A 16,150-nucleotide genomic window follows, 5' to 3' on the forward strand; every position below is an offset into this window, starting at 1 on the left:
TCATTTCTGTGCCCGTAGCTGTTGCAGGGCGGCCTCGCCTCCGCGGTTCCGCGGATTGAGCTGCACTGACTTCTCGTAATTGGCGATGGCCAGCGCCTTCTGCCCCGCCTTCCTGTAAGCCTCGCCCAGACTGTCATAGACGTTCCAGGACTCCGTATAAGCCTCGACGTTGATCTTGAACACCTCGATGGCGCCCTCGGTGTCCCCCGCGTTCAGCAGTTCGTATCCCAGGTTGTTGAACTCGTTCTCGAAACTGGCGTACTTGTTGGTGGGGTCGGTGCGGAAAGCCTGGAAGGCTCTCCGGAGGCCGCCGTAATCCTTGCGCTGCGCGGCGGAACGCGCGGTCTCGACCAGCGACGGCCGTTCCTGCCAGTGCAGCACCGCTTCCATCACCGGGTCGCGCCCGGCGGCAAAATCGCTGACCGTGGGCTCTATGGCGACGTCGGGCGCCTGCCAGGGACGCTTGTCGCGCTCGTCCAGGTCCTGCCACCACAACGTCGAGAGATAGACCTGGAGCTTGCTGTTGGGCAGCGTGAGCGGAGCCGGGTCGCCGAAGCTGTTGGGCGAGGCGCCTGTCGGCTCCCCCACCCACTCCGCCTCGCTGTACTTGTGCAGGATGTTGGTCAGGTTCTGGGCGGCGGAGAACGTTCGCGGCCCTATCAGGACGAAGAACTTGCCGCGCTGGTTCAGCGGCGAGCGCAGGATGGCCTTGATGGGTTCGGTGTTCAGGTAGTTGTTTCCGCCGCCATTCAGCCTCAAGTCGAGCACCAGGCGATCGACTGGCGTGGTGTCCGCAAAGGCAAACACCCGGCGGAAGAACTGGGCCACCGGCTCTTCCCTCTTGTGCTGGATGGTGTTCCACTGGACGTACAGCGTGCGCGAATCCGGCAAGTACTCGAACCAGTAGTTGTCATCGGGATGGCGCAGGTACAGCGGCAGTGGCACCTGCACCCAGCTCGCATCGGGGATCCAACCGTGGCGGTTCTCCGGCGGCTGGGGGACCGAGGTCACGGCCTGCTCGATCTTCTTCCCGCCCTTCTCGACAGCGATCTTGATCTGCTCGGTGCTGGAGATGAGGCCAAGTCCGTGCAGGATCGCCGGCGTCGACAGTAGCAGTGGCGTGCGCGAGCGGATGGTCATCTCGTTGTCACGGGGAGCCAGTTCAGCCACCGCGTGGAAGATCTCGCCGGCGCTCCGGCCGTCCATGCTGAGCAGCTTCCCGCCGACGAGTCCGGAATATTTCGGCTCGGCGGCGCGCACCACGATCCCGTCCTGCAGGATCTCGAAGCGCAGTGGCAGCCGCGGGTAATCTACCGGCTCGCGGCCGAAGGGGATGTAGGTATGCCCGTCGTGGATCAGGGCCACGATCCGCGCCAGCTCGGCGACCACCTGGTCGTCGTTCAGTTCGGGGATGCGCGCGTCCAGCTGCCGCACTGCGGCCTCGAACTGCTCGCGGGTCATGGCATGGAAGAGATTCTTGTGGTTCTTGGGAGCTTCGGCGGCGAAGTAGCGCAGGTCCTGCCGCCACTTCTCGGCATTCATGGGGGGAAGTCCGGCATGGGCGGCGGAAGCGGTGATCAGCAGGAAAACGGTGGCGAGCAGGCGGTCACGCATGGTTCCTCCCGGCCGGTTAGACGTACCTCGCTACCATCCGTTTACGTCGCTCGCCGCAATCCCGTTCCCCTATTTTTTCTTTTCCTCCGACGGCAGCGGGACGCTGGCGTGGTCGTGAACGATTCTCCACTCGCCCCCGCGTTTCTCCCATACCGACGTGTAACGCCAATCGCCTTTGACGCTGGCGCCGTCCTTGGTCTCGTAGGCCATGTGCACGATCGCCGTCGCCCAGTAGGCGTTGCCGGCGGGATGCACCCGGATGTCGTCGAGCTTGGCGCTTGCCGACTTGAAGCCGGCAAGCACCGGCTTCACTCCCTTCTCGTACTCGGACCAGCCGTGGTAGGCGAGCGGAGTGATGTCGAAGAAGACGTTCCCCGGCGCCGCGTCGTAGTACTTGGCCGCATTGGCCGCGTCGAGAGTGCACCAGGCATCCCAGACCTTCTGCAGCAGCGCGGCGTCCACGCCCGCGGCCTTGTGCTCCGCTGTCGCGTGCTTGTGTTTCTTGGTGGTCAGTTGTGCATTCGAACAGACGCTCAGGAACAGCAACATGATCAGCAGCAGGGCTCGTCTCATGGCATCCTCCGGAAGAATCGGCGGATTCTATTCGCCAGGACTGGAGGGCAGCAAGTCGATTGCGGCAGCCGGCTGTCGTGAGGTCCTTTGCTTCGCTCAGGATTTCGGCTGGAAGCTCCCGCTCGGCTGGCTGCCTCGCTCACGTCTCCAAAGCGGCTCAAGTTGACCCTTTCCCGCTGCACACGCTAAAATCATTGGGTTTGCCTGTAGCACCAATCCCTACAGTCAGCACTGGCTCTTGGAACGACGGAGGAATTGTTATGTACGCGGTCATCCGCTCCGGCGGGAAGCAATATCGGGTCGCGCCCGGCGACGTGATCCGGGTGGAACGGACGCCCGCCGATGGCGGCCAGGTGGTCTTCAGCGACATCCTGGCGGTCAGCGCCTCGGAAGGGCAGGTCTCGCGCCCCCAGGGCGACGCCCAGGTGGTCGGGCGGGTGGTCGAGGAAGGCCGCGGCGACAAGGTCCTGGTCTTCCACTACAAGCGCAAGAAGCAGTACAAGAAGCTGCAGGGACACCGCCAGCCGTTCACCGCGGTGCGCATCACTGAGATCGCCTTCGACGGCCAGAAGTTCACCGCTCCCCAGGAGCCGGAGAAGCCGAAGAAGGAAAAGAAGGCCAAGCCGGCGCCGGAAGAGCCCCGCGAGGTGGAAGCGGCCCTTGAGCATCACGAGAAGAAGGCGGTCCACAAGAAGAAGGCGGCCGCGCCCAAGCACGCTGCGCCTCACAAGGCCGCGGCCCTCAAGAAGCCGCTGGCCAAGAAGCCCGGCAAGGGCAAGAAGAAGTAACTAGAAACGAGAAACTGACGGCGTTTTGCGGGCGTCTGAGCCCGCAGCCGTCATCCTGAGCGAAGCGAAGGATCTCTATGGCACACAAGAAAGGTTTAGGCAGCTCACGGAACGGCCGCGATTCCAATGCGCAGCGGCTGGGCGTCAAGGCGTTCGGCGGACAGCTCGTCCCCGGCGGCAGCATCATCGTGCGCCAGCGCGGCACCCGCATCAAGCCGGGCCTCAATGTCGGCCGCGGCAAGGACGACACGCTTTTTGCTAAGGTCACCGGCGTCATCAAGTTCGTGGACAAGGGCTCCTCGGGCAAGTTCGTCATGATCGAGCCCCTCGAGGCCGCCAAGGCATAAAGGAAACACGTAGGCCGGGCGTCCCCGCCCGGCCCCATCCTCTGCTGACGACTGCCGACTAACGACTGCCGGCTGGTCTTATCCCGTACTTTCCCCCTCCCGTCTTCTCCGCGTAGGAAATCGCCGGTTCGCTTTTCTACCGCCGCGGGACTAGCATATAGCGTCGAAAAACAGGGAGGTCCCCGATGAGCGCCGAGGCCGACGATCGTCCCCAGTCGCACGAAGAGTTGGTAGACGTGTTCGACACCATGGAAGAGTCCGAAGCCATGGTAGTGCGCGGCCTGCTGGAATCGGCGGGTATCGACGCCATCATCACCGCCCGCCAGGCCCCCCAGGACATCCTTCCCGGGGTCGGGGGCGTGCTCGTGCGGGTGAGCCCGGAACGTGCTGAGGAAGCGCGCAGCCTGATCGAGGACTACCGCAACAGCGCCGGCGCCGACGATGACGACGTCAACGACGATTCGGCAGCCTGACCTCCACTGCTCTCCCATCCAGGTAGAACGTGACCGCGCCGGTCAGGTCGGTGCGATAGGTGCGCACTCGCGCCTCCTGCAGCCGCTCCAGGACCGCGCTCTTCGGATAGCCGAACTGGTTCCGCCGTCCTGCTGAGATCACGGCATGGCTGGGCCGGACCGCAGCCAGCAGCTCCGGTTGGCTGGAGGTCGCGCTGCCATGATGCGCCACCTTCAGCAAGTCCGCGCGCGGCGCCAGCGCCGCCAGTCGTCGCTCCATCCGCTTTTCCGCGTCTCCCGCGAGCAGCGCCGCAGTGTTGCCATAGCTGGCGCGCAGCACCATGGAATCGTCGTTGCGCGCCTTCCGGGTCGCATCCCAGTCCGCCGGCGGGGAGAGCACTTCGAAGACCGCTCCGCCGAACTCAAAGCGATCGCCCGCCTTGCGACGCATCACCCGCAGGCCGGCGTTCGTTGCGATCTGCAGCAGGTTTTTCATCTCCGCGGTGTCCGGTGCGGAGCCGATCCATAATTCACGCGGCCGAAAATTGGCGATCACGGCGCCCAGGCCGGCCATGTGGTCGGCGTGCGCATGGCTGAGCGCCACCGCGTCCAGCCGCCGGAAGCCGCGAGACCATAGATACGGCGAGACGACTTCTTCGCCGAGATCGAAGGCGCTGCTGGGATCGCCTCCGACCGAGCCCCCCGCATCCAGCAGCAGCTTCCGTCCTTGCGGCGTGATGACCAGGTGGGAATCACCCTGTCCCACGTCCAAGGACGTGATCTCCAGGACTCCGGAGCGCAACTGCTCTCCCGCCGGATAAGCAGTGATCCAGGCCGCCGAGCCCACCAGCATCGCCAGTCCCAGCACGGCCCAGGCCGGTTTGCGTCGCGCCAGCGCCAGGCACAAGGCAAATGCGATGCCGGCTGCCATTGCCGCCGCGACGTTCGGGGTGGGCAGTCGCACATCGGCCACCGACCATCCTCCGAGCAGGTGCACTACCCCCGTGATTCCGTGCAGTACGGCGCCGGTCAGTGCGGCCGCGGCCTTGGCCGCTGCCATCCAGACATAGCTGAGCAGCACCGCGACGATCGCGATCGGCATCAGCAGCGTGGCCAGCGGCACCACCACCGTGTTCGCCGGCAGTGCCAGGACCGCCGCCCGGTGGAAATAGACCGCCATGGGCAATGCCAGGGCTACCTGCATCAAGGCGGCGATGGCCAGCAGCTCGAAGAGCGCGACTGCGGTGCGGACCGCGGCCAACAGTAGCCCGCGTGCAATCCGCCTGCCCAGCAACTCCGCCAGGCGCTCCTCCAGCAGCCGCAGATCGAGCCGGAGCTCCGCCAGTCGCGGCGCGAGCCTCAGGTCGTAGGTCACCGACTCCAGGTAACGCAGGGCTTTGCGATAGGGTTCCGAGGTGCGCTCCAGCAGCGGGACTCCGATGCCGGCGATCGCCAGCACCGACAGGAACGTCAGCTGGAAACTGGCATCGAAGAGCGTCGCCGGACTGATGACTAGCAGGACCAGGGCGGCCGTCCCCACCGCGTTCAGCGGCGCGCGCTCGCGGAACAGCAGCCGTGCTCCCAGGTAGAGCCACAGCATCAGTGTGGCGCGCAGGATCGGCGGGCCGCCATCGGTCAGCACGGCATAGATGCCGGTGCTCAGCACCGCGATGACCGTGGTCAGCGCCTCCGACGCGCGCAGCCGGCGCAGCGCCCAGAACACCACCAGCGCCAGGATGCCGACGTTCATCCCGGAGACGACTAGGATGTGGTAGGTGCCGGTCCGCTGGAAGTCCAGCCGGGTGTCGCGGTCGATGTACGTCCGCTGGCCGATGAGCATGGCGTTCAGCAGCGCCGCGTCGCCCGGGGTCCAGAGTTCGAGCGTGCGCGACACCAGCGAGCGCCGTATCCGGCTGCGCCAGTCCTCCCACCGCGAGCCGCTGAATCCCGGGAGCCGCTCTAGCTTCTCCGCTGACACCGACCCGGTGGCGACGATCCCCTGGCCGCGCAGATAGCTGCGGTAGTCCAGCGCCCCCGGGTTCTCATAATTCGCCGGCTGGCGCAACCGCACCGGGAAGCGGACGCGCTCTCCGTACAGGAGCGGCCGGTCCTCGTCGTCGCCGTAGAGGGTGATCCGCAAGCCCCACGGGACCGCCTCAGAGGATTGGCTATCGGCCACGCTCTCGGTCTCGACCTCGATTGCCTGGCGGGGCTTGCCGAACTTCGGTGCGCGCTCGATCGCATCGCGCACCACGCGACCGGTCACCATGACCTGGCGGCCGTCGCACCAGCGTGATAAATCGCCGGCCGGCAGCCCAGGCACGGCTAGCTGCGCCTCCAGCGCCCCCAGGCATGCGACCGACATCATCGCCAGCGCGGCCGCGAGCCAGCCGTACCTTCTCAGGAAGTAGGCGGACCCGCCCAGGGACGCACTGAACGCCACCCACCACCACGGATCAGGCCGCCACGCCCAGTTGCCTGCGAGGATCCCGGCGGCGAACGCCAGGGCCAGCCACAGCAGGGGTTCACGGCTGCGTAAGGACACGCGCCCTCCGCGAAACCGTTCATGTTAGTGGGATGAGAAACGCCGTGCTGTGACCTGCGGCATGCTCCGCCGTGATTCCCGGTAGAGACGCCCGTCAGGACGTCTCGATCTTGCGGACCGTTGGCCCGGGAGGCAGCGCGTCGCGCAGCTCGCGCGCCGTCCTCTTCAGCACCGGGTGGCGTACTTCGGGGGCGATCTCGGCCAGCGGCTCCAGCACGAAGCGCCGTTCATGCATCGCGGGATGGGGGATGGTGAGCCCTTTCGCCTCTACCACCGACGATCCGAACAGCAGGATGTCGATGTCGATGTTCCGTGGGCCCTTGGCCTGGGTGCGCTTCCGTCCCATGGACTGCTCGACGTCCAGCACGCGCCTCAGCAGTTGTCGCGGCATGGCTTCCGTCTCCAGCTTGACCACGCAGTTCAGGAACCAGCCTTGCTGCCTGACCTCGACCGGCTCGGTCTCGTAGATGGAGGAGATCGCGGCGACGGCGCCTAACTGGCGCAGCTTCTCGATGGCCATGTCCAGGTGCGCTCGCCGGTCGCCCACGTTCGAGCCCAGCGACAAGTAAACAGCCTTCTTCACCGGTTCCCGATTCTACGCACCTTGGCCCCGATGTCCGCTGATTACTTTCGAGGGTACCCCCGTTGTTGCGGGGGGTGGCGTGGACTATAGTCCGGTTTGGCCCCCATGACTGCCCCTCCGCGAACCGCGACCGACCAGGATAGCCTTCAGGTCTCGGATGTGCAGAAGCGCGTCCAGTCGCTGGAGGACCGCGACTTCCAGCTCTGGTCCATCGCCGCCCTGGTGCTGGTGGTCCTGGCCGCCGGTGTGGCCATGCTGCTGTTCCCCAACGTCATCTGGAACAACCGCATCCTGCGCGCCGACGCCCGTTACCTGCCCCAGCTCTTGTACGGCCTGATCACGCTGGTCATCCTGTTCAATATCTATCTGCTGAAGCAGCGCATCATGTTGCGGCGCACCCGCGAAGAGCTGGTCCACCAGCTCATGTACACCCGCACCGTAGAGCAGCTCACCCTTACCGACCCGCTGACCAAGGTGTTCAACCGCCGCTACCTGGACGAGATCATCGCCAAGGACGTGCAACGCGCCGACCGCCTGGGCACCATCCTGACCCTGGTCATGATCGACGTGGACGACTTCAAGGAAGTGAACACCCGCTTCGGCCACCTGATGGGCGACCGCTTGCTCAACGAGGTGGCCAACGTGTTGCGCTCCACCTTCCGCGGCTCCGATACCATCGTGCGCTACGGCGGAGACGAATTCCTGCTCATCCTGGAGAGCCCCCGCGAGCACGATGCCGAGAAGTCCCTGGACCGCCTCGCCGCCAACATCGCCGCCTGGAACGCGACCAACACCCTCGACTACAAGATGGGCCTGACCTGGGGCGTCGCCCGCTACGAGAAGGGCAAGACCATCGAGGATGTGCTCGACGAAGCCGACCGCAAGATGTTGGAGGCGAAAAAGGCCTAGGATCCTCGGGCGAAACTAGGCTGGCGGGCCGGCAGGCGCGGTGAGGACCGCGGTTTCGGTCTCCGCCGTTTCATCGGCGGTCGTCTCTTCCCACAGCGAGTGATCGCGCAATAGGCGCCGGACTAATGCGGTGTGCATGGCGTGCCCAGCGCGGTCGGCCACCACCCGCCCCCGCACCTGCTTGCCCAGCAGCGCCAGGTCCCCGATCAGGTCGAGCACCTTGTGGCGCACGAATTCGTCCGGGTAGCGCAGCGGCGGGTTGGTGATGCCGTCGCGGGTCAGCACGATGGCGTTCTCTTCCGAGGCCCCGCGGATCAGTCCCATGTTGCGCATGGCCTCGGCCTCGTGCAGGAAGCCGAAGGTGCGCGCCGGGGCGATCTCCTGCTGGAACGCGCCGTTGCTGAGTGCGATCTCGAAGGCCGAGTTGCCGATCAGCGGATGGGGGAAGTTGATGTGATACGAGACCGAGTATCCCTGGTGCGGATACACGGCGATGAACTTGTCGCCTTCGCGCAGCTCCAGCTCGCGGCGGATGCTCAGGTATGTGCGGCGCCGCCGCTGCCGCCGCAGCCCCGCCTTCAGCACCATGTCCACGAACGGCTTGGCGCTGCCGTCCAGGATGGGGAGCTCCAGGTTGTCCAGTTCCACGACGGCATTGTCCAGCCCGATACCCACGAACGCCGCCAGCAGGTGCTCGGTGGTGGAGATGAGCACGCCTTGTTTCATCAAGCTGGTGGCGTAGCTCACCTTGGCGACGTTCCGCCCGGTGGCTTCCACCTCGTAGCCGTCCAGGTCCACCCGGCGGAAGACCACGCCCGTTCCCGCCGGGGCCGGCAGGATCTGCAGTCGCACCGGGGCTCCGCTGTGGAGCCCGACGCCCTGACACTCCACGGACGCACGGATTGTCTGTTCGTAACCCAACGCTTGTTCGATGAGTAGTTTACCGCCCGGGCCGCAAGTCTGACTGTGGTAGTTTTGCCACAGTTCGTGGCATGTTATGGTGGCCCACAAAGTGTGGTCATTCTGCCACACCGATGTCCCTGGTCTGTGACTAGGCGCTATGACCTATGCGCTTACTTCCTCTTCTCCAACGGGTCATAGGTGACGGTGGCCTGGAATTGGGAATCGGCGATGCCGGTGTTGTAGGCGGTGTTGTCGATGAAGCGCTGGCGGGTCACGTCACCGTTATGCATGGTCACCAGGCTGCGCGGCGTCTGGATGCCCTGCACCAGGTGGTAGTTGCTGTAGACCTCGGCTTCCTCGTCGATATAACGGGTCTCCGGGTCGCGCCACTGGTAGCTCTTGCGGACCAGCAGGTGGCTGAAGGTGTCGATGGCAAGGGTCACCGACTGGTTGTTGGGGTTCAGGATGGTGACCTTGTCCACCTGTTTCTGGTCGGCGATGCCCACGCCGTCGTAGATGAGTACCGTCCCCGGCTGCCGGAGCCAGCGCCGCAGCACTACCTGCAGGGCATACTGGTGGTCGCGGAGATATCTCTTGAGGTCTTCCGGATCCTCCAGCCGGGTGCCCTTGTAGGTGGTCTCGTAGCCCTTGTCTCCGTTGTGGATCAGCACCACGTCGCGCTGCTTGGTGAACTCCACCCGCTCCATGTCCGGCCACTTCCAGAACAGCCAGTAGGGGGTGCTCATGCTCGAGGGGTTGCCGTGGTAGAAGGCCGCGGTGCGCCCGCTCTGGCTCATGTCGCGGTAATTCAGGAAAGCATCGCCGCCCATGGCCTGGATCATGCGGTCGAGAACGGCTCGCGCTTTCTTGTCGCCGGCATCTTCCGGGACGCGAGCCTTCGTCGGCGCGCTCTGCGCCGTGCAAGCCGCACACAACACCAGCGAGAAGGCTAGGAAGTACTTTGGCTTCATCGGCTGCTCAGGTTAGACGCTCTTTTCAATCTCTCGGCTGCTTTTTGGCGACTGGCGCCCGGCGCCTGGCGACTTCTTACCCCACCAGCACCGCCCCGCCATTCACGTTAAAGATCTCCCCGGTGATAAACCCAGCATGCTCGGTGCACAGGAACAGGATGGGAGCGGCGATCTCCTCCGGCTTGCCCACGCGTCCCAGGGGGATGGTGCGCATCGCCCGCTCGCGCAGGCGCGGATCGTTGAGCGCCGGCGCCGCCATCTCCGTGTCCACCCACCCGGGCGCGACGCAGTTCACGTAGATGCCGTCCGGCGCCAGCTCGGTGGAGAGTCCCTTCACCATGCTGATGACCGCTCCCTTGGTGGCGGCGTAATCGCAATGAAAGGCCTCGCCACGCTGCCCTGCGGTGGAGCTGACGATCACGATGTGCCCGCCGCGCTGCCGCTTCATCTGCGCCACCGAGTGCTTCACCAGCCCGAAGACACTGTCGAGGTTGACCCCGATGCTGCGCCGCCATTGCTCGTCCGACATCTCGTTCACCGGGACGTCCTCCGGCGGCCAGATCCCGTGGTTTGCCACCAGGCAATCCAGGCGCCCGAACTTCCTCACCGCCGCCGCCACCAGGTTCTTCGCCGACTTGGCGTCGTCCAGGTCGGCCTGCAGCGCCGCGCACCGCTTGTCACCGCACTCGCGCACCAGTTCCTTGGCCCGGCCGGAGGCCTTCTGATAGCTGAACACCACCTTCGCGCCGGCGCGCGCGAACATCCGCACACAGGCCGCCCCGATGCCGCGCGATCCCCCGGTGATCAGCGCCACCCTTCCCCGTAGCGACAGTTCGACTCCCTTGCTCATGCGAATCGGGAATTATAAGGGAAGCCTTGCTTGCGACTCACGACTTGCGACTTGCGACCGCCGTTGCGGCTTGAATGAACCGCCGGAAGATCTCCACCGACGCCGGCTCCTCCAGCGTCCTTTCCGGATGCCACTGCACTCCGAGCACGAAGTGCTCCGGGTCCACCCCTTCGACCGCTTCGATCACCTGGTCGTCGGGGCAGCGCGCCACCACCCGCAGCGCCGTCCCCACCTCGGCCGCCGCCTGGTGATGGCTCGAGTTCACCACCAGCTCCCCGCGCGCGTCGAGATACGGCCCAAGGATCCCCGCCAGCTTTGACTTGGCCTCCACCGCCACGGAGTGCGCCTTGGGCACGGCGCGTCCGGCGGAGTGGTTGATGGGGCTCTTCACCTGTTCGGGGATGTCCTGCACCAGCGTGCCCGTCTGGTACACGTTCAGCATCTGCATCCCGTAGCAGATTCCCAGGATGGGCTTGCGCACGTTGTAAGCATCCTGGAGCAGGAGCTCGTCGGCCATGTCGCGGCGCGCATCGGTCTCCGCCGTCCTGGGATGGCGCGGTTCCCCGTACTTCGAGGGATCGATATCGGCGCGGCTGCCCGGCAGCAGGACCGCATCACACTCCGCCAGCTTCTTGGCGATCTCGTCGGGCGACAGGTCGAGGGCGATGACCACCGGCGTGCCTCCGCCGGCTTCGATCCCTTGCAGGTACTGGGGCAGCGCCCGCTTGGCGTAATCCGGGTCGAGCGAATGTGGAACCGGGATGGCGACCCGCGGTTTCATGTGCCTCCTACAGCCGCTGCTTCTCCGGCCCGCAGGCGTCTTTGACCCGCGGCTCCAGCGTCCCCAGGTCGCGCTGGTCGAGCGCGCGTTCCATGAGCCTGGACTTGGCCTTCGGGTCGCGCTTGACGAGGTTCTGGTACCCACGCAGCGCCGATTCCAGCCCCGCCCAACTCGACGTCCCCGGGTCGGCGGCCGGGTGCTCGATGACGTACGCCGCGGCTCCGAAGGTGTAGGTCATCGACAGCTCCGGGGCGTACTTGTAGTCCTCGCGCAGCCAGGGCATGACGTCGTTGCACAGCGTCACCGTGATGTCCGGGACGTCGATGATGCGCTGGAACAGCCGCCGCGTGTCCTTGGTCAGCGAGCGGTCGAGCGGGTTCTGCTCCAGCTTCTTGGACAATTCCCCGATCTGCTTGCGCTCTTCCGCCGTGGAGGGCGCCGCATCCTGCGTCTGCGCGACGGCGGGCCCGACCACCAAGACCAACCCCAGCAGAGCAATCACCGCATTCCGCATGACCGTCCCCTCCGCCTGATTATTACAAATCGCCGCCGCCCCCGGCGAACCCTTCGGGATCGGTTGGTAGAATAGGACTGGATGCGGGGTAGCCCGTTCCCAGTTCATGCAGTTTACGGGAAAGTACGATGTGGTGGTGGTCGGCGCCGGGCACGCCGGATGCGAGGTTGAGCGGCTTTGCGGGCGTGAGCGAGACGGTAGTCGAGCGGGAGCCCGCACGCGAAATCCTGAGCGGCGGCGAAGGACCTGCCGAGCAAAGTTCTGATGGTTAGTTTCACGGAAAAATACGATGTGGTGGTGGTCGGCGCCGGGCACGCTGGATGCGAGGTTGAGCGGCTTTGCGGGCGTGAGCGAGACGGTAGTCGAGCGGAAGCCCGCACGCGAAATCCTGAGCGGCAGCGAAGGACCTGCCGAGCAAGGTTCTGATGCTTAGTTTCACCGAAAAATACGATGTGGTGGTGGTCGGCGCCGGGCACGCTGGATGCGAGGCCGCGATGGCCGCCGCCCGCATGGGCCTGAAGACCGCCCTGGTCACCCTGAACCTCGACCTCATCGCGCAGATGTCGTGCAACCCCGCGGTGGGCGGCATCGCCAAGGGCCACCTGGTCCGCGAAGTGGACGCCCTCGGCGGCATCCAGGGCCTGGTCACCGACGCCGTCGGTATCCAGTTCCGCCTGCTCAACACTTCGCGCGGCCCGGCCGTGTGGTCGCCCCGCGCCCAATGCGACAAGCAGGCCTACCGCCTCAAGATGCGCCAGGTGCTCGAATCCGAGCCCAACCTCAAGATCAAACAGGCGGAAGTCGCGGAGCTCATCCTTGAGGGAGCAGGAGGCAGGGCGCAGGAAGCAGCTCCCGACGGCCAACGACCGACGACCGACGACCAACGCCGAATCTGCCGCGGCATCAAGCTCCGCGACGGCCGCACCTTCGCCGCCGACGCTGTGGTCATCACCACCGGCACCTTCCTTAATGGCCTGATCCACTGCGGCGAGCAGCAGTATCCCGCCGGGCGCAGCGGCGAGCCGCCTTCGGTCCTGCTCGGCGAGTCGCTCAAGCAGCTCGGACTGCGCGGCTGCCGCCTCAAGACGGGCACGCCCCCGCGCCTCGACGGCCGCACCATCGATTTCTCGCGCTTCACCCCACAGCCCGGCGACGCCGACCCCACGCCGTTCAGCTTCCGCACCCAGAAGGTCGCGCACCACGACAAGCAGGTCGCCTGCTACATCGCCTTCACCACTCCGGAGACCCACCGCCTCATCCGCGAGAACGTCCACCGCTCGCCCATGTACTCCGGCCAGATCAAGAGCATCGGCCCGCGCTACTGCCCCTCCATCGAGGACAAGATCGTCAAGTTCCCCCACCACGAGAAGCACCAGCTCTTCCTCGAGCCCGAGGGCCTGAACACCCACGAGATCTACGTCAACGGCATGAGCACCTCGCTGCCGGTGGACGTGCAGTTCGCCATGGTCAAGTCGGTCCCCGGGCTGGAAGACGCCGAGATGCTCCGCCCCGGCTACGCCATCGAGTACGACTCCATCGACCCCACCGAACTGGAGCGCACCCTGGAGACCAAGAAGATCGCGCGCCTCTTCCTCGCCGGCCAGATCAACGGCACCAGTGGCTACGAAGAAGCCGCCTGCCAGGGCATCATGGCCGGCATCAATGCCGCCCTGAAGGTGAAGGGCGAGCCGCCCCTGGTCCTCGACCGCACCGAGGCCTACACCGCCATCCTCATCGACGACCTCATCTCCAAGGGCACCAACGAGCCCTACCGCATGTTCACCTCGCGGGCCGAATTCCGCCTGCACCTGCGCATCGACAACGCCGACCGCCGCCTCACCCCGCACGGGCGACGCGTCGGACTGGTCAAGGACGACCACTGGCAGCTCTATCTCGCCAAGCAGCAGCGCATGGAGGCCCTCCGCGAGACTTTGGAAAAGACCCGCGTAACCTCCGGGATGCTGGAACGCCTGGACGCTTCTTCCTCCTGTCATGCTGAGCGGAGCGAGGCGCAGCCGAGCGCAGTCGAAGCACCCCTACCCTCTTCCCAATCCCTCCGCGCCAGCATTGGCGCCCCCCTCTCCCAACTGTTGAAGCGCCCGGAGCTCTCCATCGAGCAACTCACGCCGCTCCTCCGTGAGCTCTTGCCCGAAGGCTATGGGTCGACCTTCGACGAGATGCGCTCGGTCGAGACCGAGATCAAGTTTGCCGGTTACCTGCAGCAGCAGGAGCGCGCCATCGAGCGCCTGAAGAAGGCGGAGCAGCGCCAGATCCCCGAGTGGTTCGATTACGCCGCGGTCAGCGGCCTGTCGCGCGAGATGAGGGAGAAACTGCAGCGGGTGCGCCCCGGCACCATCGCCCAGGCCTCGCGCATCCCCGGAGTCACGCCCGCCGCTCTCAGCCTGGTGAACGTGTACATCGAGATCCAGGCCCGCCGCCTGCAACAGCCCTCGGCCTAGCCTAGCCGCGCTCGAAAGCGTGCTTGCGTTCCAGTTCTTCGGCCGCCTGCCGCGCCGCCGCTCGCACCCGCTCGGACTCGGCCGCAAGCTGCTCGGTGGCATAGGCGTACTCGCCCTCTATCCGCAACAGTCCCCCCAGCGCGCGGGCCTGCTCCAGCAGCGAGCCCGCGGTGGTGTTCAGATATTCCAGGTCCACCGGGTCGGTCAGCCACACCCGCTCCCCGGGCGCGCCCCGCCCGACAGTGGACCAGTACATCTTGCGCAGCAGGAATGCCCGCACTGCCTCGGTGCTGGCCTCGGCGAAGGCCCAGCAGTTGCGCTTGAAGTCGTAGGCCCGGCTGGAGAGCGGCACCGGCAGACGCTTGGGCGAGGGCAGGAACTCCAGTTCCTTGTTGTCCACCGCCTTGCGCAGCGTGTTCACCGCCGGTGACTCCGTCTGTTCCGGCTCCAGCGATGGCAGCACCTCGCGCACGGTGCGCGTCATCTGCAGCGCGATCAGGGCGTGCTGCCCGCGGCCGTCCTCCAGCCGGATGTCACCGTGCAGCACGAAGAAATCCGCTCCCGCCGTGGACGGCTTGAACGGCCACTCCAGCGCGATGCTCAGCGGCAACCCATGCAGCGTCACGCAATACCTCGTCGTCTGTTTACCTTTTTCACTCATACGGAATCATGGATTCTAGCCGATGCCCTTCCCCTTCTGTCATCCTGATGTGGTGTTGTAGGCCGCTCGCCCTCGAGCGGTCCCGATTGGCGTCCGCAGGACGCTTTGCGCGCCCAGCGCGCATGCTTTGCCGACGACTGACGACTGACGACCATTTCAATAGAATTACCCCGTGCTCTCCGACTCTTTCGCGTTTTCACCGGACCGCGACGCCGAGCTCTTCGACCAAGTCCCGGCTGCGCCCGCCGTCTTCCTCATCCGCGGCGATTCGGGGGAGCCCTATGTGTCGAAGACGGCGAACCTCAAGCGCCGCCTCGTGCGCCTGCTGGGGCGTCCCGAAGAGCACACCCGCAAGCTCTCCCTGCGCGACGTCGCCACCACCGTCGAATATACCCTCACCGGCTCCGACTTTGAATCGCAGTTCACGCTCTACTCCGCCGTCCGTTCGCTGTTTCCCGACAGATACCGCGACCGGCTCAAGCTCCGCTTCGCTCCGCTGGTGCGTTTCCTGCTCGAGAACGAGTACCCGCGCGCCTACGTCACCCGCCGCATCGCCTCGCTGAGGGGCGCGTCGCAGTATTACGGCCCGTTCCCCTCGCGCGCCGCCGCCGACAAATTCCTCAACGACGCCCTCGACCAGTTCAAGATCCGCCGCTGCGACTTCGAGATCTATCCCGACCCGCAGTATCCGGGCTGCATCTATTCCGAGATGAAGATGTGCCTGGCGCCCTGCTTTGCCGGATGCACTCCCGAGCAGTACGCCGGGGAAGTGGAGCGGGTCCGCGCTTTCCTCGATTCCGCCGGGCGCTCGCTGGTGCGCGAGCTCGAGACCCAGCGCGAGAAGGCGTCGGAAGACCTCCAGTTCGAGCAGGCGTCCGCACTCCACGCCCGCATCGAGAAGATCAAAGCCACCACCCGCCTGCCCGAAATCGTCCGTCCTTTGGAACGTGTCTGCGGGGTCATGGTGCAACCCTCGGCTGAAGAGGGAGCGGTCGCTTTGTTTCCCGTCGCCGGCGGTCACATCTCGAGCGGCGTCCCTTTTCCCGTCCAGCAGCGGGAAGGCAAGAGCGTCTCCATGGAGTCGCGGCTGCAGCAGGCGCTCGCGGCGGCGCCCCGCGCTCGCGCCGCCTCGGCCCTGGAGCTGATGGAGCACCTGGCCATCCTCAAACGCTGGTACTATCGCTCGGCGCGCGTGGGCGA

Annotated in this window: 16 protein-coding genes; 6 read left to right on the top strand and 10 right to left on the bottom strand. The window is 65.8% G+C overall.

Translation table 11 applies throughout. The features are described 5' to 3' along the window. Both VMS96_12555 and VMS96_12560 read right to left on the bottom strand, forming a co-directional pair. Complete coding sequence (locus VMS96_12555; protein ID HVP44257.1) at positions 1–1,614, bottom strand: tetratricopeptide repeat protein; 1,614 nt, start codon at positions 1,612–1,614, stop codon at positions 1–3. Between the two features lie 69 nt (positions 1,615–1,683). Beyond that, entirely contained in the window at positions 1,684–2,187 is a 504-nt protein-coding gene (locus VMS96_12560; GenBank protein ID HVP44258.1) for a nuclear transport factor 2 family protein, read from the bottom strand. Positions 2,188–2,447: 260 nt separating this feature from the next. Between VMS96_12560 and rplU the strand changes: the two genes are divergently transcribed. From rplU to VMS96_12575, 3 genes are all read left to right on the top strand, one after another. After that, positions 2,448–2,975, top strand: coding sequence for a 50S ribosomal protein L21 (gene rplU, locus VMS96_12565; GenBank protein ID HVP44259.1), 528 nt, complete (start codon positions 2,448–2,450; stop codon positions 2,973–2,975). A gap of 77 nt (positions 2,976–3,052) precedes the next feature. Beyond that, the gene (gene rpmA, locus VMS96_12570; GenBank protein ID HVP44260.1) at positions 3,053–3,322 is read left to right on the top strand and encodes a 50S ribosomal protein L27; all 270 of its coding nucleotides are present in this window, start codon (positions 3,053–3,055) and stop codon (positions 3,320–3,322) included. A 185-nt stretch (positions 3,323–3,507) separates the two neighbouring features. Continuing rightward, a complete protein-coding gene (locus tag VMS96_12575; protein ID HVP44261.1) occupies positions 3,508–3,795 on the top strand; it encodes a hypothetical protein in 288 nt (95 codons plus the stop codon). On the opposite strand, the gene VMS96_12580 is transcribed toward VMS96_12575, so the two are convergent. Both VMS96_12580 and folK read right to left on the bottom strand, forming a co-directional pair. Beyond that, positions 3,773–6,319 (bottom strand): ComEC/Rec2 family competence protein, encoded by a 2,547-nt coding sequence (locus VMS96_12580; protein HVP44262.1) that lies wholly within the window; start codon positions 6,317–6,319, stop codon positions 3,773–3,775. The genes VMS96_12575 and VMS96_12580 overlap by 23 nt on opposite strands. A gap of 94 nt (positions 6,320–6,413) precedes the next feature. Continuing rightward, a complete protein-coding gene (gene folK / locus VMS96_12585; protein ID HVP44263.1) occupies positions 6,414–6,902 on the bottom strand; it encodes a 2-amino-4-hydroxy-6-hydroxymethyldihydropteridine diphosphokinase in 489 nt (162 codons plus the stop codon). A gap of 159 nt (positions 6,903–7,061) precedes the next feature. Here folK and VMS96_12590 point away from each other — a divergent pair, with 159 nt between their 5' ends. Further along, on the top strand, positions 7,062–7,811 hold the full coding sequence (locus VMS96_12590; GenBank protein ID HVP44264.1) for a GGDEF domain-containing protein: 750 nt from the start codon (positions 7,062–7,064) through the stop codon (positions 7,809–7,811). Positions 7,812–7,826: 15 nt separating this feature from the next. Here the strand turns inward: VMS96_12590 and lpxC are convergent, their stop codons facing one another. The 5 genes from lpxC to VMS96_12615 all read right to left on the bottom strand — a co-directional run bounded on the left by lpxC (position 7,827) and on the right by VMS96_12615 (position 11,830). Further along, a complete protein-coding gene (lpxC, locus tag VMS96_12595) occupies positions 7,827–8,843 on the bottom strand; it encodes a UDP-3-O-acyl-N-acetylglucosamine deacetylase (GenBank protein HVP44265.1) in 1,017 nt (338 codons plus the stop codon). 41 nt (positions 8,844–8,884) lie between these two features. Continuing rightward, positions 8,885–9,685 carry a hypothetical protein gene (locus VMS96_12600; GenBank protein ID HVP44266.1) on the bottom strand — a complete coding sequence of 267 codons (801 nt, stop codon included), beginning with the start codon at positions 9,683–9,685 and terminating at the stop codon, positions 8,885–8,887. Positions 9,686–9,761: 76 nt separating this feature from the next. Then, positions 9,762–10,535, bottom strand: a complete 774-nt coding sequence (locus VMS96_12605; protein ID HVP44267.1) for an SDR family oxidoreductase — start codon at positions 10,533–10,535, stop codon at positions 9,762–9,764. Between the two features lie 37 nt (positions 10,536–10,572). Continuing rightward, on the bottom strand, positions 10,573–11,316 hold the full coding sequence (locus VMS96_12610) for a gamma-glutamyl-gamma-aminobutyrate hydrolase family protein (protein HVP44268.1): 744 nt from the start codon (positions 11,314–11,316) through the stop codon (positions 10,573–10,575). A 7-nt stretch (positions 11,317–11,323) separates the two neighbouring features. Further along, on the bottom strand, positions 11,324–11,830 hold the full coding sequence (locus VMS96_12615) for a hypothetical protein (GenBank protein HVP44269.1): 507 nt from the start codon (positions 11,828–11,830) through the stop codon (positions 11,324–11,326). 425 nt (positions 11,831–12,255) lie between these two features. Here VMS96_12615 and mnmG point away from each other — a divergent pair, with 425 nt between their 5' ends. Further along, complete coding sequence (gene mnmG / locus VMS96_12620; protein ID HVP44270.1) at positions 12,256–14,289, top strand: tRNA uridine-5-carboxymethylaminomethyl(34) synthesis enzyme MnmG; 2,034 nt, start codon at positions 12,256–12,258, stop codon at positions 14,287–14,289. Position 14,290: 1 nt separating this feature from the next. Here mnmG and VMS96_12625 read toward each other — a convergent pair whose 3' ends face one another. Then, positions 14,291–14,950: a hypothetical protein gene (locus VMS96_12625; GenBank protein HVP44271.1), complete on the bottom strand. Its 660-nt coding sequence runs from the start codon at positions 14,948–14,950 to the stop codon at positions 14,291–14,293. 172 nt (positions 14,951–15,122) lie between these two features. Between VMS96_12625 and VMS96_12630 the strand changes: the two genes are divergently transcribed. Then, a partial coding sequence (locus VMS96_12630) for a UvrB/UvrC motif-containing protein (protein HVP44272.1) occupies positions 15,123–16,150 on the top strand: 1,028 nt, incomplete at its 3' end.

It is taken from the genome of Terriglobales bacterium, from assembly GCA_035543055.1.
GTDB lineage: Bacteria > Acidobacteriota > Terriglobia > Terriglobales > Acidobacteriaceae > JAIQFD01.